The sequence below is a fragment of the Pseudoalteromonas sp. NS-SX12 genome, assembly GCF_057367955.1.
In genome coordinates, this window is the sequence record NZ_CM170634.1 from 1,200,759 (window position 1) to 1,221,874 (window position 21,116).

At 41.2% G+C, this 21,116-nt stretch carries 18 protein-coding genes and 1 other RNA gene; 6 read left to right on the forward strand and 13 right to left on the reverse strand.

Annotated features, from left to right (window positions below; translation table 11 throughout):
* Positions 1–9 precede the first annotated feature (9 nt).
* Both sspA and AC2IOM_RS05740 read left to right on the forward strand, forming a co-directional pair.
* Positions 10–633: a stringent starvation protein SspA gene (gene sspA / locus AC2IOM_RS05735; RefSeq protein ID WP_010561596.1), complete on the forward strand. Its 624-nt coding sequence runs from the start codon at positions 10–12 to the stop codon at positions 631–633.
* Complete coding sequence (locus tag AC2IOM_RS05740; protein ID WP_010561597.1) at positions 633–1,055, forward strand: ClpXP protease specificity-enhancing factor; 423 nt, start codon at positions 633–635, stop codon at positions 1,053–1,055. The genes sspA and AC2IOM_RS05740 overlap by 1 nt, the downstream gene beginning before the upstream one ends.
* Positions 1,056–1,120: 65 nt before the next feature.
* Here AC2IOM_RS05740 and AC2IOM_RS05745 read toward each other — a convergent pair whose 3' ends face one another.
* From AC2IOM_RS05745 to AC2IOM_RS05775, 7 genes are read right to left on the reverse strand one after another with little or no spacing between them, the layout of a single operon-like run.
* Complete coding sequence (locus tag AC2IOM_RS05745) at positions 1,121–2,383, reverse strand: TRAP transporter large permease (RefSeq protein ID WP_486359370.1); 1,263 nt, start codon at positions 2,381–2,383, stop codon at positions 1,121–1,123.
* Positions 2,370–2,834, reverse strand: a complete 465-nt coding sequence (locus tag AC2IOM_RS05750; RefSeq protein WP_158683613.1) for a TRAP transporter small permease — start codon at positions 2,832–2,834, stop codon at positions 2,370–2,372. The genes AC2IOM_RS05745 and AC2IOM_RS05750 overlap by 14 nt, the downstream gene beginning before the upstream one ends.
* The gene (locus tag AC2IOM_RS05755; protein ID WP_486359371.1) at positions 2,824–3,789 is read right to left on the reverse strand and encodes a TRAP transporter substrate-binding protein; all 966 of its coding nucleotides are present in this window, start codon (positions 3,787–3,789) and stop codon (positions 2,824–2,826) included. The genes AC2IOM_RS05750 and AC2IOM_RS05755 overlap by 11 nt, the downstream gene beginning before the upstream one ends.
* Positions 3,790–3,833: 44 nt before the next feature.
* On the reverse strand, positions 3,834–4,397 hold the full coding sequence (gene dolP / locus AC2IOM_RS05760) for a division/outer membrane stress-associated lipid-binding lipoprotein (RefSeq protein ID WP_010561601.1): 564 nt from the start codon (positions 4,395–4,397) through the stop codon (positions 3,834–3,836).
* Positions 4,397–4,984, reverse strand: a complete 588-nt coding sequence (locus AC2IOM_RS05765; RefSeq protein WP_010561602.1) for an SIS domain-containing protein — start codon at positions 4,982–4,984, stop codon at positions 4,397–4,399. The genes dolP and AC2IOM_RS05765 overlap by 1 nt, the downstream gene beginning before the upstream one ends.
* A gap of 1 nt (position 4,985) precedes the next feature.
* Positions 4,986–5,357 carry a YraN family protein gene (locus tag AC2IOM_RS05770; RefSeq protein WP_486359372.1) on the reverse strand — a complete coding sequence of 124 codons (372 nt, stop codon included), beginning with the start codon at positions 5,355–5,357 and terminating at the stop codon, positions 4,986–4,988.
* Positions 5,358–5,372: 15 nt separating this feature from the next.
* On the reverse strand, positions 5,373–7,250 hold the full coding sequence (locus AC2IOM_RS05775) for a penicillin-binding protein activator (protein WP_486359373.1): 1,878 nt from the start codon (positions 7,248–7,250) through the stop codon (positions 5,373–5,375).
* A 63-nt stretch (positions 7,251–7,313) separates the two neighbouring features.
* On the opposite strand from AC2IOM_RS05775, the gene rsmI reads away from it, so the two are divergent.
* From rsmI to rnpB, 3 genes are all read left to right on the forward strand, one after another.
* Positions 7,314–8,195: a 16S rRNA (cytidine(1402)-2'-O)-methyltransferase gene (rsmI, locus tag AC2IOM_RS05780; protein WP_486359374.1), complete on the forward strand. Its 882-nt coding sequence runs from the start codon at positions 7,314–7,316 to the stop codon at positions 8,193–8,195.
* Between the two features lie 75 nt (positions 8,196–8,270).
* The gene (locus tag AC2IOM_RS05785) at positions 8,271–9,770 is read left to right on the forward strand and encodes an OmpA family protein (protein WP_486359375.1); all 1,500 of its coding nucleotides are present in this window, start codon (positions 8,271–8,273) and stop codon (positions 9,768–9,770) included.
* Between the two features lie 72 nt (positions 9,771–9,842).
* An RNA gene (rnpB, locus tag AC2IOM_RS05790) (RNase P RNA component class A) lies at positions 9,843–10,206 on the forward strand.
* Between the two features lie 58 nt (positions 10,207–10,264).
* Here the strand turns inward: rnpB and AC2IOM_RS05795 are convergent.
* The 5 genes from AC2IOM_RS05795 to AC2IOM_RS05815 all read right to left on the reverse strand — a co-directional run bounded on the left by AC2IOM_RS05795 (position 10,265) and on the right by AC2IOM_RS05815 (position 15,790).
* Positions 10,265–10,687 carry a group I truncated hemoglobin gene (locus tag AC2IOM_RS05795; RefSeq protein ID WP_486359376.1) on the reverse strand — a complete coding sequence of 141 codons (423 nt, stop codon included), beginning with the start codon at positions 10,685–10,687 and terminating at the stop codon, positions 10,265–10,267.
* Positions 10,687–11,508 (reverse strand): DUF3034 family protein, encoded by an 822-nt coding sequence (locus tag AC2IOM_RS05800; RefSeq protein ID WP_105173258.1) that lies wholly within the window; start codon positions 11,506–11,508, stop codon positions 10,687–10,689. Before AC2IOM_RS05800 ends, AC2IOM_RS05795 begins: the two co-directional genes overlap by 1 nt.
* Positions 11,492–13,750: a putative bifunctional diguanylate cyclase/phosphodiesterase gene (locus AC2IOM_RS05805; RefSeq protein WP_486359377.1), complete on the reverse strand. Its 2,259-nt coding sequence runs from the start codon at positions 13,748–13,750 to the stop codon at positions 11,492–11,494. Before AC2IOM_RS05805 ends, AC2IOM_RS05800 begins: the two co-directional genes overlap by 17 nt.
* 49 nt (positions 13,751–13,799) lie before the next feature.
* Positions 13,800–14,453: a methylamine utilization protein gene (locus tag AC2IOM_RS05810; protein WP_486359378.1), complete on the reverse strand. Its 654-nt coding sequence runs from the start codon at positions 14,451–14,453 to the stop codon at positions 13,800–13,802.
* Between the two features lie 152 nt (positions 14,454–14,605).
* A complete protein-coding gene (locus tag AC2IOM_RS05815; protein ID WP_486359379.1) occupies positions 14,606–15,790 on the reverse strand; it encodes an MFS transporter in 1,185 nt (394 codons plus the stop codon).
* 114 nt (positions 15,791–15,904) lie between these two features.
* Here AC2IOM_RS05815 and AC2IOM_RS05820 point away from each other — a divergent pair, with 114 nt between their 5' ends.
* Entirely contained in the window at positions 15,905–16,792 is an 888-nt protein-coding gene (locus AC2IOM_RS05820) for a LysR substrate-binding domain-containing protein (protein ID WP_486359380.1), read from the forward strand.
* Between the two features lie 6 nt (positions 16,793–16,798).
* Here the strand turns inward: AC2IOM_RS05820 and AC2IOM_RS05825 are convergent, their stop codons facing one another.
* Complete coding sequence (locus AC2IOM_RS05825) at positions 16,799–21,058, reverse strand: PAS domain-containing protein (protein WP_486359381.1); 4,260 nt, start codon at positions 21,056–21,058, stop codon at positions 16,799–16,801.
* Between the last annotated feature and the right edge of the window lie 58 nt (positions 21,059–21,116).

Genomic DNA, 21,116 nt, shown 5'->3' on the forward strand with positions numbered 1-21,116 from the left:
GAGGAAAGCATGGCTGTAGCTGCCAATAAGCGCCCTGTGATGACACTGTTTTCTGGTGAAAACTGTATGTATAGCCACCAAGTGCGTATCGTACTTGCAGAGAAAGGCGTAAGTGTTGATATTCACCTAGCAGAAAAGGACAATTTGCCAGAAGCGTTACATGAAATTAACCCTTACGGCACTGTACCAACATTGATCGATCGTGAGCTTGGTTTATACGAAGCAAACATCATCATGGAATACCTTGACGAGCGTTTTCCTCACCCACCACTAATGCCTGTATACCCAGTTATGCGTGGTCGCAGCCGTTTAATGATGCACCGCATCGAAAACGACTGGTATAGCCTTGCTAAGAAAATTGAAGCAGGTGTTGATGTTGACGCGTCACGTCGTGAATTAACAGAAGGTTTATTAGCGATTGCACCTATTTTTGGTGAAGCGCCTTACTTTATGAGCGAAGAGTTCAGCTTAATTGATTGTTACCTAGCACCACTACTATGGCGCTTACCTGAGTTCGGCATTGAACTTACAGGTCAAGGTAGCAAAGAGCTTAAAGACTACATGATGCGTTTATTTGAACGTGAGTCGTTCCAAGCATCATTAACTGAAGCTGAGCGCGAGATTCGACTTTAATGACTTCTAATCGCCCTTATTTACTGAGAGCTTTCTTTGATTGGATTGTAGATAATCAATGTACACCGCATTTAGTGGTGAATGCTGAATTTCCAAATGTCACTGTGCCAATGCAGTTTGTGCAAGACGGACAAATTGTGTTGAACATCAACCCAAGTGCGGTTGCACAGTTTCATATGGATAATCATGAAGTAAGCTTTAATGCACGTTTTGGTGGTCAACCAATGCGTGTGGTGGTACCAATTGGCGCCGTACTTGCTATTTACGCAAGAGAAAATGGTGAAGGTACAGTGTTTACCCCTGAAGACTTTTCAGAATATGAAGAACCAGCAGAGGTTGAATCACAAGAAACACCATCTGAGGGTGATGGTAATGATGAACCACCGAAAAAGCGTGGTTCTCATTTAAAAGTGGTTAAGTAATCGCAAAAAAAACCGGCAATAGCCGGTTTTTTTATAACCTGCGATTTTTACAACCTACGATATTGCTATCTTGTAACAATCTCTGGAAACATCACTAATAAACCAAGCATTAGCAACATAATCAAAAAATACGGTAAGCAGGCTTTTGCCAGCTGAGCCAAAGAGGCATTGGTGAGTGACTTTAAAACAAACAAGTTAAAGCCAATTGGCGGCGTGATTTGCGATATTTCGACCACCACAACCAAGTAAATACCAAACCAAATGAGATCGATGCCAGCTAGTTCTACAATAGGTAAGAGGATGGCTGCGGTCAGCACAATAATCGAAATACCATCTAAAAATAACCCTAATAAAATAAACGCTAAGGTTAAATAGATTAGCAGTTGATAATTACTAAGTTCTAGGCTGGCTATCCAAGTGGCAAGCGTTGCAGGTAATTGCAAAAAGCCCATTGCGATGGTAACAAAACTCGCGCCGAGTAAAATCAGTAATATCATAGCTGTGGTCATCGCCGCATCTACTAAGCTTTGCTTAACCAGCTCTAGCGTCAGTCGTTTTTTTGCTTTAATTAAAATAAAACTACCCAGGATACCTAACACTGCCGACTCACTAGGTGTTGCAAAGCCGAAGTAGATGGCTGCAATAACAAATGTGATTAACGAGATAATTGGAAGTAACGTTAGTGGATTACCTGAGCTTGCAATGAGTTGGTTTTTATCTACCGGTTTTAAGTAGCCGCGAATCGCAATATAAGTGGAAAACAGCGCTAATAAAATTAACCCGGGCAGAATGCCGGCAATAAATAGGTCTGCAATAGAAATGTCCGCAGCAACGCCATACACAATCAAAATAATCGATGGTGGAATTAGCAGCCCAAGAGTAGCAGAGCCAGCGAGCGAGCCATAAATATCTTGCTCGTTATAACCGCGTTTTTTTAGCTCTGGAATAGTCATACGGCCAATGGTTGCGGCTGTCGCCGCAGAAGAGCCTGAGAGCGCAGCAAAAATGCCTGAGCCAAACACATTAATGTGCAAGTGTCCCCCCGGTAACTTTACCAGTACCGGGCTTAAACCATTAAATAAGTCATCGGCTACCTTGGCTTTATATAGTAGTTCGCCCATCCAAATAAATAGCGGTAAAGCGATTAATGACCACGGTGTTAAATGCGCAAATGCAGTGCCTGCAAATATCAGGTCGATAGCTGAATTGTTATTAAGAATAAGTGCTACTAAAGCAACGCCGATTAAACTAAAACCAATCCATACGCCTGTTAGCAGTAAAAGGGCAAAAATAACCGCCAAAATAGCGCTAAGGCTAACTATGTCCACGTAGTACCTCCAATCCCTTAAATGCAATGGTAATCGTTGTTACGCAGCTGGCATAAGCCATAATAGCTTGAATGGGCCATTCTAAAATAGCAATCTCACCGCTCGACACTTCATGAAAATGGTAAGAGTCGATTGTTAGCTGAATACATGCATAGCTAATAAAGGTGCAAATTAAGGTCGCTGTTAAATAGCTAACTACTTGGGCGTAATGACTTAGATTAGGGTTGTCGAATTCAAACACCAGAGCCACACGAATATGTTTCTCTTGTTCAAAGCTATAGCCTAGCGCCAAGAAAAAGCTGCTGATCAGCAAATATCCGCATATTTCATTGAGTGACGGTATGTATAAATTAAACAAACGTAATACGATTTGGCTGAGCACTAACAAAAAAATCGCAACGATGAGTAAAATGCTCACTTTCATGTTGAACGCATTTAATTTATTGAGCATTTTGTTGCTCCTTAAATTTTTGCAGTACGTGCAACTCGCTTTGCGTTGCATTGAGTGCCCATTCTTGCGCCATGTTAGCGCCAACAATTTTTAAACTCTGCGATAAACTATCGCTCACAGGCGAAATAATCATGCCGTTATCCGCTAATAGCTTGATCATCTGTGTGGTTTGCTGCTCAGCTTGTTGCCACGCACGCTGCTGATATTTGTTCACGATTTGTTTCAGTTTCTGTTTTTGCGTTGGGGTTAAAGATTGATACAAGGCATGGTTCATTAGCACCATATTTTTTGGGATCCATGCATTGATTGGTGTGTAATAGCGACTAAATTGCCACGCTCTGCTCGAAACTCCCGTTGCTGGCGAGGTGATCATTGCTTCAATCATACCGGTGGCAAATGCCTGTGCAATCTCAGCGCTTGAAACGGCGGTTGGGATCATTTTAAGGTGGTTTGCTAATTTTGCCGTCATTGCGCTATAGCTTCTAACCTTAAGGCCACTTAGGTCGTTTGCAGCTTTGATTGCTTTACTAGTAAATAAGCCCTGTGGCGGCCAAGGGTTGGTAAATAACAGATGTAATCCGTGCTCGGCAAATTGGCTACGTAATTCAACGGCTTGTTGATTGGCTAGTTGTTGAGCGCTGCTAAAATTTGTGGCTAAAAACGGTAAGTTGTCGAGTTGATAGATAGCGCTATGATTGCTCAAACGAGCGATAAATATTTCACCAAGTTGTATTTGGTTTGTGCGCAGTGCGCGGTAAATTTCATTGTGCTTATAAAGGCTTTCGCCGCTATGAAACACAATGTTAAGCCCTAACTCTCGATTGACTTCATCAGCAAATGCTTTGGTGATTTGGGTAACATAAACACGTTCGCTATAGGGTGTAGCAAAATGCTGCTTGGCGTGTGATGTGAATACTGCAAATAGCAGTAACGGTAAAATTAAATAATGGCGCATGTTTTTATTCTTATTTTTATAATAAAAAAGGCGCTAACTGCGCCTTAAAGGTATTCAAATACTTTTATTACTTTTTCGACTCCCGAAACATGACGGGCAACGTCGGCTGCTAAATTAGCTTCTTGTTCGGTAACGAGTCCCATTAAAAAGACTTCCCCGTTTTCGGTAATTACCTTGATATCATTAGCACTGACACTTTCTTCAGATACCAACATGGTTTTTACCTTTGAAGTTAGCCAAGTATCGTGTGTTTTGGTGCTAACACCTGTGATATTACCTATGCGAATCTGATTATGGATTTTTTCAACGCCACGTATTGGTTTTACAATCGCTTCGGCTTTCGCGCGCATTTCCGTGGTTGGCGTTTGGCCAATCAGTAATACACGGCCATTTAAGCTTACCACAATAATATTGCTAAATTTCGCTAACTGCTCGTCGTCTTTTAATGCCAGTGTGGCTTTGATTTCAAGGTTGTTATCATCAATCTGTGTACCAAGCGTGCGGCGATCGGTTGCTGATGTTACTGCGCCTGCAGTACCAGCAACAATGGCAGCGCTACACCCTTGTAAAAGAACAATAGATGCAACAACAGCTAATTTAAATTTCATTAACTATCATCCTGTGGAAAAAGGGTTAAATCGATAAGCTCACTTAAGCAATGGATATTAAACAAGTGAGATTCGATAATTCGGCTCGGTCTTTTTGAGGGCACGCGTATTTCAACATCGTTTGGCCCTAATAGTCCTGCCAGCTCGCCGCCATCATCACCACTTAATACAATTACTTGCATATCTTTGGTTAGAGCAGCTTCAACCGCGCTGATCACTTCTTTCTCGTTACCGGTTACCGTGATCACCACAAGCAAGTCACCGCTTTGTCCGTAGGCACGTACTTGGCGTGAAAAGCTTTCGTTGGCATCGGTTGTGGCATAGCTAGACAGGTGTGTTAATTCGTTGCTTAATGCAATTGCTGGCAAGCACGGGCGCTCAGTTTCATAAAAATTAACCAGCAAATTGGCAAAATGCGCTGCTAACATATGATTATTGCTGCCACCGCAACACAGTACTTTATTGCCATTAATTAGGCTTTGCACTATGGTAAATGCCGCGGCTTCTAAAGCGCTAGGTAATGCTTCACCAGCGGCAATTTGAGCTTGAATGCTTTCTGTGTATATTTCTTTAACGAGTTCTTGCATACTAAAATGCGCTTTTAATCCAAGTAAATTGTTCTGAGTTCTGCCCGCTTATTGCGACATAGTCGACTCTATATGGACAATCCTCTAGCCTATTTTGTTTCAAATAATAAAACAAGGTGCGTGTTAATTTTTGCTGTTTAGCGTGTGATAACGCGTTAATTGCACCGCCAAACGCCTCTGACTTACGGTATTTAACTTCAACAAACACTAAAGTGTTACCGTCTTTCATTATCAAGTCGAGTTCACCGTAACGGCAATTATAGTTACGTGTTACCGTCGTTAAACCTTGTTTCTTTAAATATTGCTCAGCTTGCAGTTCGAAAAAGTTTCCCTTTTCTTTACTGTTTTTAAATAACTTAGAGGTCCATCCCATGCTATTCCTTTTGCCTTACAAAGCCGCTTCCTGCGTTTCTTGTTGGTGATTTTTAATAAACAACGGCGTTGGTTTTTGCGACTTAATATCGAGCGTTACGATTTGTTTTTCTCGATATTGCGCCCACTTTAATGCGCGTTCAATGTCGCCATCTTGATTGACCGTTAGATCACCTGTTAGGCCTGTTAATGTTTTGCCAGGTACCATTTGTAGTTGGCGCAGTTGCGGAATTAACTTAACCGCATCAAAGCCCATGGCGAACAACTGTTGCTCTAAGGTTGTATGCTCAGGCCAGATTTGATCAAATTCACTGCGTAAAGACTGTTGTTCGCCTGTTAATGGCAGCATCCACGGAATTTCTGAAAAATACAAACCCGCTAAGTCTTTTTTGTCAGTTTTATCGGATTTAATATCGTGGCTACGCGAGCTGGCAAAAATAGGAATGCGCTTAGCAAAGGTTGAAATATTCACATCAAAAGACGGTTTCAGCAGTCGTGTTTGTGCGGCATCGGCAATAATATAAATCGCATCAATATCACGGCGAGAGCGCGCTTCTTCATGCAGCTTGCCTCTGAACATTAGACTGATTTCTCTGATGCGTTGTTCGCTCTTATCGACTTCAAGTAGCTCTTGCACCAGCTTTTGCATATCACGTTTGTTTGCATAAAAACCTACTTCGGGCTCATTATCAGAAAACTCTAACCACTGGTTGGTGAAATGGTTGGCTAATCGTTTACCTAAACGATTGCCCGGTGCAATAACAAGTGGCTTTTTAAATTCTTTATTTACAAAGTGATAAACGGCTTGCGTTACTTCATGCTCAGGATTAAGTGCAAAGGCAAAGTGATCAATTGACTCTAGTGCCTGTGGTGTGGTGTTAAGGTACATTGCAGGATAAGCATCGAGCGTGCCCGCTTGTTGTAACTTATCAATGTTTTCTTTTAAAAGTGGGCCAATAACAAAATCAGGCGCAAGTTCATTTAGTTGCTCTGCAATTTGTTCTGCGCTCAATGCTGAATTAATAAAGTGCAATTCACGGTCAGGATGTTTTTCTGATGCCGCTAAAATTCCCGCCTTTAATGATTGCGATAGTGCTTTTTGTTTACTTTGATTGCTTGGCAAAATAATTGCGATGCGGTTCACATTAATTGGTTGCACATCGATAATCTGCTGCATGTTATCAGGTAGAGCAAAGCTTGCCGGGTGGTTTGAATAGGCATAATTCCACTTATTTAGCGCGGCTTGTAATGAGGTTGCATCGCCAATATAAAGCTGGGTATAAAGTGCCAAGCTAACCCATCCTCGTTGAATACTGCTACCTGAGTTAAGTGCTTCAAGCTGTTTAATTGAAAGTTGGTTTAACACCTGCCACAGTGCTTTATTTACTTTGTCGGCCTTAAAGTCGTGTTTATTTGCGGTTTCTGACGCACGAATTAAATACGGTGCCGCCTGATGAGGTAAGGCTTGAGCTGAGTATATATTGCCGTAAATTTCTTGGTGTAGAAAAAAATGCATTGGGGATGTGAGTTTGGCATTGAGCGACTCAAGCGTTTTTAATGCAGTGTGATAATCTTTTTGCTGGGTGTAAGCCAAGGCAATATAAAGCTGATTACGCACACTATCTGGGCCACCCGATTCGATTAGTTGTTCGCAAATGGTAATAACAAGCTGCCAGTTTTGCTCTTCAATTGCACGGTCGCGTGCAGTGTAAAGCAACTGAATCTTATCAAAATCACGTTTTGATAAGGCTTTTTGATATAAATCTTGTGCGCTGAGATCAACCTCAACAGCGGGTTTGGTTTTTACCGTTTCAACAACCGGTGTTTTTTCGGTTGTACTACACGCTGATAACAAGGAAAATATAGCTGTTAACCCTAATAGTTTTAGTCGCACGCTGATCTCAGTATTTTTCTATCCAATTAGGTCATATATTACAAACTGTTGTAGGAGAGCTCAATGGCAAATAGCCAGAAACCAACCGATTTAGGAACATCAAATCACCAAAGCGCTAAAGGGCAGTTATTTGTAGTAGCAACACCCATTGGTAATTTAGAGGATATTACGCAACGTGCACTCAGTGTTTTATCAAGCGTTGACATTATTGCAGCAGAAGACACGCGCCATACCAACAAGCTATTAAGCCACTTTTCAATTAAAGCAAAAGTGATTGCGGTACATGATCATAATGAAAAGCAAAAAGCGAGCGAGCTACTAGATTGGTTGGAGCAAGGATTAAATGTTGCGCTTGTATCGGATGCAGGAACGCCGCTGATTAGCGATCCTGGTTATGCCGTGGTTAACTTATGTCGTGAAAAAGGCGCAAAAGTAAGCCCAATTCCAGGAGCATGTGCTGCAATTGCTGCGGTTTCATGTTCTGGCCTAGCGACAGATCGCTTTCAATTTATTGGTTTTACGCCGGCTAAAAGCAAAGCGCGCCAAGAGTTCTTTATTGATGCATTCAATTCAGGCATGACAAGCATTATGTACGAAAGTACACACCGTATTATGGCCAGTTTAGATGACTTAAAACTCGCGCTTGGTGATGAGCAAAAAGTGGTGTTGGCAAAAGAGTTAACGAAGAGCTTTGAAACTTTCTTTAGTGGCACAGTGGTGGAATTAATCGATTTCTTAACGGAAGACACTGCACGGCAGAAAGGGGAAATTGTGTTAATGTTGCCTGGAAAACAAGCGGATAAAAATGCAATATCACCTGAAGCAATAAAACTGATTCAATTGCTGCAAGCAGAAATGCCACTGAAAAAGGCTTGTGGTATTGCCGCAGACTATTTAGATTTAAAGAAAAACGCGCTGTATAAAGCAATGCTTGAACTGGGGTAAAAACACATATTCACATGTAAAGCGCATTAACCGTGCGCTTTTAAATATTAAACAGCAATAGATTAAGGAAGATAGATGTTTAAAAAAGCACTCGCATATTCATGCGCACTCTTACCATTGGTGGCAATGGCCAGCTCAGATGGCTTAGTCGTGGCAAAAAACGATAGCGCCAAAACCCTTAGCAGTGCGCAATATGCGTATGTACCTACTGTCATAATGATGGACAATGAAGGTAAACAATCCGTTGAAATTACAGGTCAATATAAGTCTTATGTTCAAGAACAAAAAATTCAGCCTAGCATTAGTTACTCGCATTACCTTGAAGAATTAGCAAATAACCTAATTGCAGACGGTTTTACGATTGCCACAAAATGCCTTACAGATTGCAGTACAAAGCCTTACCGGAAAACCATTGAAAACAGCTTTCGCTATAACAATATTTACCAAGTGGGTTATTCAAATGTTAGAAAAAGTCGTTTTGGTTACCTTTCTGCGATAAAAGGAGAGGAGGGCAGTCGCCAAGCGATACAAGTGTTTGCACAAAATGATTATCGAGATGCATTAAAGTATGCCTATGAACAGATAGTTGAAACGAAAATGCCAGATATTGGTATATCTATAGATAACAATTTTGAAATACAATCGCTTGATTTTTCGAATTTAAAAGCGTCTCAAAAAGATGCCAAAGGCAGTGCCGACCACCCAATGATAGAGCGCTTCCCTGGCAGTTATATTGTTCATTCAGCGGTTAATGATTTTGAGTCATACCCTTTAATAATTGGCCCGTATAAAAAATCGATACCGACTAAAAAAGTAAGCGGTAAAATTACGACGATTAACTACAGTATCAACAAGAAGGTTGGACCCTACGCCGTGCATCAGAATTACATTAATGCATTAGAAAAAGCAGGGTTTAATTTAATTTATGAGTGCAGTGCAGCAGATTGTGGCAACTATATTCTTCGCGATAACCTTGAAAAAACAATTCATGCCAAGAATCACCGTTCAGACATTTATAATATAACCCGCGAGAGTCATTACTATTTATTTAGTGCTGAGAAAGTAACACCTCAAGGTAAGATTTATATAACCATGTATAGCACTCAAAAACGCGCTCAATATAATGTGGAAATGGTGGTTGATATTATTGAAGAACGTGCAATGAGCCAAGTTGCACTTAATATTGATAGCGATACCCTAAGCAAGCAAATTCAAGCGACAGGCAGCGTGTCTTTGTATGGCATCGAGTTTGATTTTGATAAGCACACATTAAAAGCCAGTTCAGATAAGCAACTAGCAGAAATTGCAGATTTTTTGAAAAACTCGAAGCAAGTATCTTTATATGTGGTGGGACACACAGATAACAAAGGACAATATGGTTACAATCATGATTTGTCTAAACGCCGTGCTGCAGAGGTGGTTAATACGCTGGTATCAAACTACAAAATTGATAAGCAACGTTTGACGCCTGTAGGTGTAGGCCCAGTTGCGCCAAAAGCAGCAAACGATACCGAGTCGAATATGCAGCAAAATAGACGTGTTGAACTAGTTTTAAAATCGCCGCAGTTTCTTTGATCTAAGATGAATGGTTTTGCGGGGGCGCTAATAAAACTAGCCGCAGACGTTAAAATCCGTATAATGGCGCCCTGAGTCAGCCAGATAATCGCTGCTTTATCGTTGTATCTTCGGATATACGGGTAAAGGGGAGGAAAGTCCGGGCTCCACAGGGCAGGGTGCCAGCTAACGGCTGGGAGGCGCGAGCCTACGACAAGTGCAGCAGAGAGAAGACCGCCAACCTCGGTTGGTAAGGGTGAAAGGGTGCGGTAAGAGCGCACCGGGCCACTGGTAACAGTTGGTTGCAAGGTAAACTCCACCCGGAGCAAGACCAAATAGGGTTCCTTATGGTGTGGCCCACATCGGAACCGGGTAGGTTGCTTGAGCTTAAGAGTGATTTTAAGCCTAGACGAATGATTATCCACGACAGAACCCGGCTTATAGGCTGACTCAACAAATACAATAAAAAAGCTCAAGCGTTTTAGCTTGGGCTTTTTTATGCGTGGAATTAACCACTAGCGCTTAATAATTTCAGCGCGGTGTGGTGCGAGCTTTGCAAGTACTTGGTTTTGAACTGGGTAGCTTATGTTGTTGTCTTCCATTGCTTTTACCAATAGCTCGACAATGCGGTTAAAGTCGGCTTCATTAATATTCATGCCGGTGTGAATGTCGACCATATTATCGCCTTTATATTCACAAGGTCCGCCTGTGACATCACATAAGTGCGTAATAAACCCAGCACGAAAGTGGCTTACGCTGGCTTTTGCAAAGTAATGAAATATTTTTTCATCATTAGCGATATGTTGAATAAAACTATCAACAATATTTTCCAGCCCTTGTTCGCCTTTTAATTGGCTATAGAGTGTTTGATTTGCGTTATTGGCGGCACATGCTGTTAGCAGGGCAGCGGTAAGAAAAAGTGTTAAGAGCTTAGTCATTAATAATATCCCGTGAGAGAAAGATACCAGCCACGTTGTTTTTCGATACCCGCAATCGTGCCTAAATTGATATAGGCTGCGGTAACGCTAATGTGTTTGTTGGGAAACCAAGCGACAAACACATCATGCCAATCATCTTCTTTTAGCCCCAGGTTGTCAGGCTTTTGCCGATACTCAGTGCCAATGGCAAGGTGTTTATTGACTAAAATGGCTGCGGAGGCTTCAAACTGAATGTGGCTTTTTTGTTGTGGTCCGCCAAAACCTAGTAACCCGATTTCATTTGCGCGTGTGTGTCTAACGGTGGCGTTCCATAACAGGTTATAGCCGGCGACCGCGCCTAAATGTAATTTGCTGGCGGCAAGGTAAAAGTCAGTAGCAGAATCATCTTTTGCACCTAGGGCAAAAGCAATATCCGCAGTCTCGAGTCGCTTGTGTTGCATACCAAATGATACTTGTGGGTAGCGACTGTAAACAAGGTCGCCGTAGAGTTTCACTTTAGCGCCATAAATTGATTGCTCGAGTGTTGTTGCAAGCGGTAGAACATCAAAGCGCTGTGCTGTGTAAGAGAGCTCAATACGGTCATACAAGTTACCTTGTACGCCACAAGTACTCAATTCAAAGTCATCAACATTTGCCTGTGTGCAATATCCTGAAATCGATACTTCATCTTCGCTTGCGTAGCCTGCTAGTTGCGCCCATGGCACTAAGCCGCCGCCAGCGGCCCCTTCAATTTGTGAAACGCCCGGCGTTGCCAGTAATTTACCGTTGCCATAACAACTCGTGGCAATCAGTAATAATATAAAGCTAATGATTTTTGACATAGTGTGCATACCATTCGCTAAGCTGCTCCGCCTTTTGCGGTTTAGCTAAGTAGTAACCTTGGATATAGTCGCAGTTAAATTGTGTTAATAAATCTAAACTTGGCTGATTTTCAACCCCTTCAGCAACTACACGCAGCCCTAGTTTGTGGCCAAGCGTAATAGTTGATTCGACAATATCTTGATCTTGTGAAGACTCATTTAGTTTAAGAATAAAACACTTATCGATTTTTAGTTCATCAACAGGTAAGTTTTTTAACTTGGCAAGTGATGATTGCCCGATACCGTAGTCATCGACTGAGATTTCAAAACCGAGTGATTTTAAATGGGTTAATTTGGCGATTACTAATGCTTCGTTTTCGGCAATGTCGCGCTCGGTTAGCTCCAAGATTATACTAGAAGGGTCAACACAATAGTGCGTTGTTGTTTCTAATAAAAAATGCACAAATTGCTCATGCTGAATATCTTGCGCAGAAAGGTTGACCGATACATTAAAATAAACCCCTTGCTGGTTCCAAATTTGTATTTGATGCGCGGCTTGGCGAATAACCCACTGGGTTAAGGTAACAATAAGACCCGATTGTTCGGCGAGCGCAATAAACATTTCGGGATTTACAAACTCATTGTTTTTATCGACCCAACGAATAAGCGCTTCGGCTTTATCTACTTGTTTTGTTTTTAAGTTGAGCTTAGGTTGATAGGTTAAAAATAAATTTCCACTATCTTGCTCTAAAGCGAGTTTTAACTCTTCAATTAAATTCAATTTGTATAGGTAAGCTTCATCGTCACCGTTTTGATAAAACTGCAACGTGTTATTACTTTTCACTGCATTTGCTGCGGCCATAGAGGCGCGGCGAATCAACTTTTCACCATCGTTACCGTGCTCAAGAGAGTTTGCGATGCCGTAATAAATTTGCAGTGATAAATCGATGCCATCTAAATAAAAAGGACGCTCTAATTCATTACGTAGTTGAGAAATATAGCCATTAATTTGCTGTTCTTCTGAAATGGTTATCGCAACAATAAACTCATCAGCGTTGGGGCGCGAAAGCAAGCAATGTTTAGGTGTTTGGCTTTGTTTATGAAAGTTGCCAAGCCTTAGTGCAATTTCTTTTAAAATGATATCACCATTGGTAATGCCAATAGTGTCGTTAAGTGCTTTAAAGCCTTTAATATTTAGGTTTATTAAGACGATTTGCAGGTTGAGCTTAAGCAATACATCAATATCGTTGATTATTTTGTAGCGGTTGTATAAGCCAGTCAGTAAATCGCGCTCAGCTTGGTAGGTAATTTTTTCTTCACGTTGTTTAATCGCACTGCTCATCAGGGAAAAGCCACCATAAAGCTTCTCTAGCTCTTTAGGAAAGCGATTATTTAACTGAGGTACTAGAAAGTTACCATCACTAATGTTTTTAGTGATATTCATTAATTTATCAAGTGGTTGTGTAATACGTTTCGATAAAATGCGCGATAAACTAATGGCAATAAATAAAATAAATAAAATAGCCAGTACCGTGGCGATAATAAGTCGGTTTATATCGCGATGTAACGGATCAAGTGACGCAGAGAGTACGGCAGAAATATTGTTAGCGGTTGTAATTTCTATTGGTTGATGAAAAAACGACGCAGACGATAACAGTAAGCTGATACCTGTTAAATTCGCACCAAAAACATTTTCATTTGCTAGAGCATCTTTTGTTAAGCTGGATTGAATAATGTGTTTATTGGCTAAAAATGTAATATCCAACGATAGTAATTCACGTAATTGCGATAAGGTATTTTGATCAATGCGAAAACCAATTATTGCATAGGCAATGGTGCGTGGCGCTTTGACCGGAGCGAGTATAATTTGATAGATACTGTCGTTAATTGCGAGCATTTGCGCGTTAACCGCTTTTAGTGGAAGTGCATTAAGGTGTTTACTCAGTTGCTCTAAAGAATATGAATTATTGTTGCTGGCAATAAACTCGCCGTTTAGATCAATTAACACCATAAGATCTGCTTTAATACGCTGACCATGGTTAAGCAGGGCGCTTTGCAGTGTTTTGGTGTCTTGAGTCGCAACAGCTTGTTTAAAACCAAAATCGGCAGTCAGTACGTTGGCCGATGTAATCAGCACTTGCTCTTGTTGTTTAAGATTTTGCTTGAGTACATTCTGTGCAAAATACATCTGTTGCTGTAATTGTTGTTCGACATAGCTTGCTGTGGTTAGCCAGTAATTAATGGTTAGCAATAAGGTTGTCATAATAATAAGACTGGCTGCTAGCCATGTAATTTGCGCCCGCAGGCTAAGCTTAATGAGCTGTTTTAAAAACATCTTGGAAGCTACCTGTTGCTTTTGCAGGTGAAACTGTTAACGCCAACTTTATAGCCCCTTTTGATTGTTTCAGCTTGGTAAGATCAATCACTTGTTTATGATTTACCCCCTTTGCGTTTCTCGGATGCCAAAGCCAAGCTTTTTTTATTTCCGAGGGTGCTAAATCAATTATTGCTTCGCCTTTAGTACCCGATATATAAGTGCGATTATTGTTGTGCACATAAATATATCCCACCATCGCATCATGAATATTGCACCCAAGTACGACTACGCCTGTATTTTCAAAAATAATGGGTGATTTTGGCTGACCCGCATAGAGCTTCAATTCAAAAGGCTTTGCTTTAGAAAAAGAGTAAACATGGTGGCGAATATCATCACTATTAGGAAAGCTAACATAGCTATTTATTGGCACAGCGAGTACATGTGGATCGAATGCTTTATTGACTTGATCCATAACCAGAGTTTTTTTTGAGTTTGACTGTGGTGCTGGAGCTAAAACTTCAACTTCGATAATGGCATGTTCTAGTGCTTGGTCATTTTGATCTGTGATTTGCAGTGAAATGGTGGCACTTATATGAAAGGAAAATAATAAAGTACCGACTAAAAAGCAGTGTTTAATTAAAGCAAGCACGCCAATATTCTCTTAAAATTTTGCATACAAATAATACTAGTCAGATAAACCAGACGCGTCCAATGAGTAACTAAAAAAATCAATTATTTTAAAGTCTTAGTTGTAGTGAAGCTATACCATGAAAAGACATGGTATAGCTGCTTTTTTTGGGATTATGTATGGAGGTTAGTATTAATGTTTGAACGTTGATCTAATCGGCCGCTGTAGCGAGTGACTAGTAACGCTAATGCAGAAATTAGTGCGCCAATCCATGCGGTATCTTGCAATGTCATCTGTTCCACAATAACGCCTCCTAAAATAGATCCCAAAGCAATGCCAATATTGAACGCTGCAATATTAAGACCCGATGCAACATCCACAGCATTTGGGGTAAACTTTTCGGCAAGCTTAACGACATAAACTTGTAATCCGGGTACATTACCAAATGCAAAAGCGCCCCAAACCAATACCGTAAATACGGCACCTATTTTCGATGTCATGGTGAACGTTAGAGCAAGTAAAATCAGTGTTAAGGCGCTAAAAATTATGGTTAACGCATTAATTGGTCCTTTTTTATCGGCGAGTTTTCCACCGTAAATATTTCCAACAGCAACCGATATGCCATATACCAGCATAATCAAGCCGATCGTATTTGCTGAAAAACCACTTTCACTTTGTAAAATTGGAGCAAGGTAGGTAAATGCAGTAAAAGTGCCGCCATAGCCTAGAATAGTCATTAAATACACTAACAACAATCGAGGTTGTACTAACACTTGCGCTTGCTCTTTTAAACGAGCTGGACGGCTTTGTTTAAGATTTTTAGGTACCAGCAATGCGCTGCCAATAAGCGCGATTACGCCTAATGCAGAGACAACTAAAAAGGTTGCTCGCCAGCCAAAGTGTTGCCCTATCCAAGTGCCAAGCGGTACGCCTGTAACTAACGCTACCGTTAATCCGGTGAACATAATCGCTATGGCGCTGGCTTCTTTTTCTTTACTTACCAAGCTGGTGGCGATGGTCGAGCCAATAGAAAAGAACACACCATGTGCAAGTCCTGTTAATATTCGAGCGATTATTAAACTTTCATAGCTAGGTGCTTGCCACGCCAGCAAATTACCCACAACAAATAATGCCATTAAGCTAAGTAGCAAATATTTTCGATTCCATCGCCCTGTTAAGGCGGTTAAAACAGGGGCCCCAATTGCTACGCCAAATGCATAAAGGCTAACTAATAACCCTGCACTGGGTAAGCTAACCTGTAAATCGTTGGCAATGGTGGGCACAAGCCCGACAATCACAAATTCAGTTGTGCCTATAGCAAAGGCACTCAGCGTTAACGCAAATAATGCTAACGGCATAAAGTTTCCTATTTTAGTTACCTATTAATGAGAGGAATATTGTGAGTGTTAATTTATTTGCAAAAAATAGCGGTAGTGACAAAATACTTTTGTTAAAAATGAAAAGGTGGGTATATGTCTGTTGCTGCTAAAACTGAAGATTTAGAAGCATTTATAACTGTGGTTGATAGCGGTAGCTTTTCTACTGCAGCAAACTTGCTTAATTTACAAGTCGCTAAAGTCTCTCGGGCGGTAACGCGTTTAGAACGAACTCTTGACGTAACCTTACTTAATCGCACCACACGGCGATTAGAACTTACTGAAGAGGGAGCGCTTTTTTTGCGCCATGCGCGTGATGGCCTTAATGTTTTGGCAAAAGGCGAAGAGGCACTGCGTTTACTAAAACGTTCACCTTCTGGCAAGCTGCGAGTTGATGCTGCCAGCCCGTTTGTGTTACATCAAATTGCACCGCTAATAAACGAATTTAGTGAGCTGTATCCAGATATTCAGTTAGAGCTTACTAGCCACGACAGCATTATTGATTTACTCGAACATAAAACAGATATTGCGATTCGTATTGGTGAGTTAAGCGATTCAAACTTACATGCGCGTTCACTGGGAAAAAGTAAATTACATATTGTGGCAAGCCCTAAATATTTAGCCAGCGTAGCGCTTGAAGATAAGCAAATCGCTGCTCAAAATCATCGTTTTATTGGTTTTAGTGATGCGCCTCATTTAAATAATTGGCCGCTTAAAAAGCCACAAAAGCTGGATTTTGCGATCAGTGCTTCCAGCGGAGAAACGGTGCGACAATTGTGTATTGCAGGTCAAGGGTTAGCGTTACTTTCTCACTTTATGATTAAAGATGATTTAGTTGCGGGACGTTTAGTGAGTGTATTTCACGATCACATTGTATCGCCCAACAAACGCGAGAGTGTTCAGGCGGTGTATTATCGCAATAGTGCAGTGTCGTCGCGGATCTCGGTATTTCTTGACTTTATTTCGGCGCGGCTAAGTTTATAGCCTTAGTTACGTAAATAAAGTACGTAACTTACTTTCTACATCATTCAGTGAAATGGGCTTTGAGATATACTCATTCATGCCTGCTGCTAAGCACTTATCTTTATCACCTTCCATTGCATTGGCGGTCATCGCAATAATGGTTGTGTGCTGGTGTTGTTCACCACATTGGTTTTGTCGTATGGCGTTTGTTGCTTGGTAGCCGTCCATTTCAGGCATTTGTATATCCATAAAAATAACGTCGTACGGTGTTGATTGTGCTTTTAGTTTATTTACTGCATCAAGGCCGTTTTCAGCGATCTCACAAGTTAGCTTGAGCTTAGCCAAAATGCCTTTAGCAACCATTTGGTTTACTTTATTATCCTCTACTAACAACACATTAAGTTGTGGTAATTCCTTACTGGTAGACTGAGCCTTGGTGTTGTTTAGTTCATTAATATAGTGGCGTGTTAACAGTGGTTCAGCGTGTTTTAACGGCTCGCCGTTATCGACAATAATCTGCAAAGCTGCGCGCAGATCCGCACTGGTCGCAGGTTTTGGAAAATAGCCATCAAAGCCAATCTCTGCAAAATGCTTAGCATCGCCTTTGTGCTGCATTGAGGTCATCATAATCAACTTAATAGCTGCTAGTTGGTTGTCTGCTTTTAGCTCTTTAGCCAGCATTTCACCGCTCATTTTTGGCATTTGCATATCAAGTATCGCTACATCAAATAACGTTTCGCTCGCTTTGAGTGTATTACATAGCGCTAAAGCTTCTTGTCCGTTTGAAAAAGTAGTGACCTTGGCGCCCCAACTTTTAAGCTGCTTTGCTAATATTTCACAGTTAGTTTCATTATCATCGACAACTAAAATATTTAATCCACTTATTGCTACATTGGGCTGAGAAAGCGAGCTTTGATTTGCCTTTTTAATACGTAAATTACAAACAAATTCGCTGCCTTCGTTTGTTGCACTGGTTAAGCTAATATCGCCATCCATGTGATTACATAATCGTTTTACGATGGCTAAACCAAGCCCCGTGCCGCCATAATTTCGTGTGGTTGAAGAGTCTTCTTGGCTGAATAGCTCAAATACATGTTGATGTTTTTCTTTGGAAATACCAATGCCAGTATCTTTTACCGCTAAGGTGAGACGCCAATAGTGCTCACTGTCATCGCGTAGAGCAGCACTCACAATGATTTCGCCTTGGTGAGTAAATTTAATGGCATTGCCGATTAAGTTACTTAGAATTTGACGAATTCGTCCAGGATCGCCTATTACGAAATGCTCATTTAAATTGACCGTATCTAAAATAAGCTCAAGCTGTTTTTGTTCTGCGCGAGTAGCAAATAACTCAACAAGTTCAGAAAGTAGCAGGTGTAAATCAAATTGAATTTGTTCCAACTCCAGTTTATCTGCTTCTATTTTTGAAAAATCGAGAATATCGTTAATCAGATTTAACAGAGAATTTGCACTGTTTTTGGCGATAGTTAAGCGGTGTGTTTGCTCGTCATTGAGTGGACTGTCTTGCATTAATTCGAGCATACCAATAACGCCATTCATTGGCGTGCGAATTTCATGGCTCATACTAGCTAAAAACTCATCTTTGGCAATCATGGCAGCTTCGGCGTCAACTTTGGCTTTAGTGAGTGCTAACTCATTTTCGACGCGCTCGGTTATATCGTAGTTTACACCGATCATATTGGACACTTGCCCGTTGCCATCGAGCTTATTAATTGCAGACGCTTTGATATAGCGTGTTTCACCTGCGGGTGTGATAATTCTAAATTCAGTATCAAATTTAGAATTGGTTTCTAACGCGTGTGTGAGCGCTGCAACAGCATCGGCTTTGTCATCGGGGTGCAACCCATTTTCCCACGCTTCATATGCCCCGATAAATTGGTCATCATCAACGCCGTACAACTTAAACATCCACGTATCCCAAGTTAATGCTTGGGTTTGTACGTTGTAGTCCCAAATACCTATGCCAGCAGAATCAGCGGCAAGCGCCATGCGCTCATTTTTATCTTGAATTTCGAGTTCAGCTTGTTTCGACTGATGAATATCGAGGTGTGTGCCGATCATCCGTTTTGGCGAACCATCGGTATGTCGCTCAACTATTTTACCGGTGTCGAGTACCCAAACCCATTCGCCATTTTTATGTTTCATACGGGTTTCACAGCTATAATGTTCGGCTTCTCCCTGCCAATGACGCTGTAATTGTTTTTCTGCTTTGGCTAAATCATCGGGGTGTAGCAAGCTCATCCAAGTATCAACAGAGGTGGGTGCTAATTCATCAAGTGTGTAGCCAATCATGGTTGCCCAGCGATCATTAAAGATGGTTTTTCCGCTATCAACGTCCCAATCCCAAATACCCACGCTGGTAGATTGCAGCACAAACTGCAAGCGCTGGTTAGTATCGGTTAAATTATCTCGCGCTAAAACTCGGTCGGTAATATCTTGGAATGAACCAAATACACGTTGGCATTGGCCATTTAGCATTTCTGGTTGAGCGCGTGCCGCAACCCATTTCTCGTTGCCTTTGGCTGTGATTAGTTGAAGCTCTTCTTGAAATGGGGTGCCATGCTCTATTGCGTTTGCCATTAATTTGGCGATGCGGTCACGGTTTTCGCCAGGCTTGTAGTAGTCAATGGCTGTTTCAACTTGTGGTTCAAAGTTGTCACTGACTTCGTGTATTTTTTTGGTCATATGTGACCAATACAACGAATTGTTCGTTACATTATATTCCCACGCGCCAATGAGTGCTTGCTCGCTCATTTCTTCCATTAACTGACGCTGTGAAAGCAATTTGTTTTGTTGCGCTGTGCGCGTTAACTCAAAGCCAATCCAGTGAGCAAATAAGCGGATCAATTCGAGATCGCTATTAGTAAACGGGTGCGATGATGCATCGGGACTTGAAAAGTTTAATGTGCCAAAGCGCTTGCCATCGACAAAAATTGGGCAACCGATATAGCTTTCTAGACCAAAGTTTAAGTAACAAGGATGCGTTGCAATTTCACTTTTTGCTACATGGTGAAATGCAATTGCTTGGTCAGCATTAAAGGTGTGAAAACAGTAAGTATTCTCAAAATCAAATTGGTCATTTGGTGAAATTTCATTATTTGGGCTTTTTGCGTACAGCACTTTATAGTTGTTTGAAATTTCACTTACTATGCCAAGCGGTAGCTGAAAAATATCACAACCGAGCGTTAGCATGGCATTCATTTTATCATCAAGGCTCGCATTGATATCACTGGTTATTTCGTGCAGGCGTTTAAACGCTAACTCGGCATGTTTTTGCTCAGTAATATCGTTTTGAATAATAATTGAGGTGTCTTTTTGCGCGTCATTACTGCGCAGCGGCACTATGGTGGTGCTAAACCAATAAAAACGCCCATCTTTAGCTTTGTTGCATAGTTCGCCATGCCATACCGTGTGTTTTGTGATGGCATCGGTTATTTCTTGATAAAGGGCGTCATCATGGTAATAACTTCTGAGAGTACGTGTTGAATGGCCAATAATCTCATTTTGCTCATAACCATAAAAATGTGTGAACATTTTATTGCAGTACAAGATGTTTGTTTGGTTATCAACTCGCAAAACCGCAGAATGTTTATTGATTGCGAACTCAAAGTCAGATGCCCGATTACGTTGTGTTAGCAGTTTAGAGTAGGTGTCTGCAAGCCAAGATTGCGTTGGTTTTAGTAGCGCAAAAGCAAGCCCGAGCAGGCATAGCAGAGAGCCAATCCAAGTAATATAAATCAGCTCATTCTGTTGTTGTTTATCAAGTATTACGGCGTGTTCAAATACACTTACAATTTGATCTAATTGAGTGAGTATTTGGTCGGTTTTATCTGTGGTAAATAAGCTGCTTTTTGAGGTTGAAAGCGCTGTTCCTTGCGAGAGAGATAACGCAGCGTTTGCGTAGGCTTCAAGGGTTGCTTGCAGCTGATTATCAGCAAAGTAAATTTGTTTAATTTGTTGTTGAGCATTTTGGTCAAATAGCTCAAGTTGTTTGAGTAGCTGATCTTGATTACTTAGTAGCTTCTCAGCGGCTTTCGCAAGTTGTTGTTGATGGTATTGGGTCGGCTCACGTTGCGCTAGTAAGGCAATACGCTGCGACAACATTCGTTGCTCGCCGGCACTGTTAACAATACTGGCATAGCTCTCTTGCTGCTGTTGCTGCAGGGTAATAATTAAAAACGCACATGAAATAAGCACCGCAATTGCAAAAAGCGCCGTTTTATAACGCTTGGAAAAGTTAGTAAGTAAAGACTCCGTGCTAAGCATTCAACTTCCTGAGGCGGTGCTGTTTTATTAGAACCTTAAATATTGCACTAAATGGCGC

Coding starts and splice junctions, on each gene's coding strand:
- AC2IOM_RS05825 (WP_486359381.1), bottom strand. CDS start 21,058: ATGCTTAGCACGGAGTCTTTACTTACTAACTTTTCCAAGCGTTATAAA.
- AC2IOM_RS05815 (WP_486359379.1), bottom strand. CDS start 15,790: ATGCCGTTAGCATTATTTGCGTTAACGCTGAGTGCCTTTGCTATAGGC.
- AC2IOM_RS05770 (WP_486359372.1), bottom strand. CDS start 5,357: ATGGGATGGACCTCTAAGTTATTTAAAAACAGTAAAGAAAAGGGAAAC.
- AC2IOM_RS05795 (WP_486359376.1), bottom strand. CDS start 10,687: ATGACTAAGCTCTTAACACTTTTTCTTACCGCTGCCCTGCTAACAGCA.
- AC2IOM_RS05820 (WP_486359380.1), top strand. CDS start 15,905: ATGTCTGTTGCTGCTAAAACTGAAGATTTAGAAGCATTTATAACTGTG.
- AC2IOM_RS05805 (WP_486359377.1), bottom strand. CDS start 13,750: ATGACAACCTTATTGCTAACCATTAATTACTGGCTAACCACAGCAAGC.
- AC2IOM_RS05750 (WP_158683613.1), bottom strand. CDS start 2,834: ATGCTCAATAAATTAAATGCGTTCAACATGAAAGTGAGCATTTTACTC.
- AC2IOM_RS05740 (WP_010561597.1), top strand. CDS start 633: ATGACTTCTAATCGCCCTTATTTACTGAGAGCTTTCTTTGATTGGATT.
- AC2IOM_RS05800 (WP_105173258.1), bottom strand. CDS start 11,508: ATGTCAAAAATCATTAGCTTTATATTATTACTGATTGCCACGAGTTGT.
- AC2IOM_RS05765 (WP_010561602.1), bottom strand. CDS start 4,984: ATGCAAGAACTCGTTAAAGAAATATACACAGAAAGCATTCAAGCTCAA.
- sspA (WP_010561596.1), top strand. CDS start 10: ATGGCTGTAGCTGCCAATAAGCGCCCTGTGATGACACTGTTTTCTGGT.
- rsmI (WP_486359374.1), top strand. CDS start 7,314: ATGGCAAATAGCCAGAAACCAACCGATTTAGGAACATCAAATCACCAA.
- AC2IOM_RS05755 (WP_486359371.1), bottom strand. CDS start 3,789: ATGCGCCATTATTTAATTTTACCGTTACTGCTATTTGCAGTATTCACA.
- dolP (WP_010561601.1), bottom strand. CDS start 4,397: ATGAAATTTAAATTAGCTGTTGTTGCATCTATTGTTCTTTTACAAGGG.
- AC2IOM_RS05785 (WP_486359375.1), top strand. CDS start 8,271: ATGTTTAAAAAAGCACTCGCATATTCATGCGCACTCTTACCATTGGTG.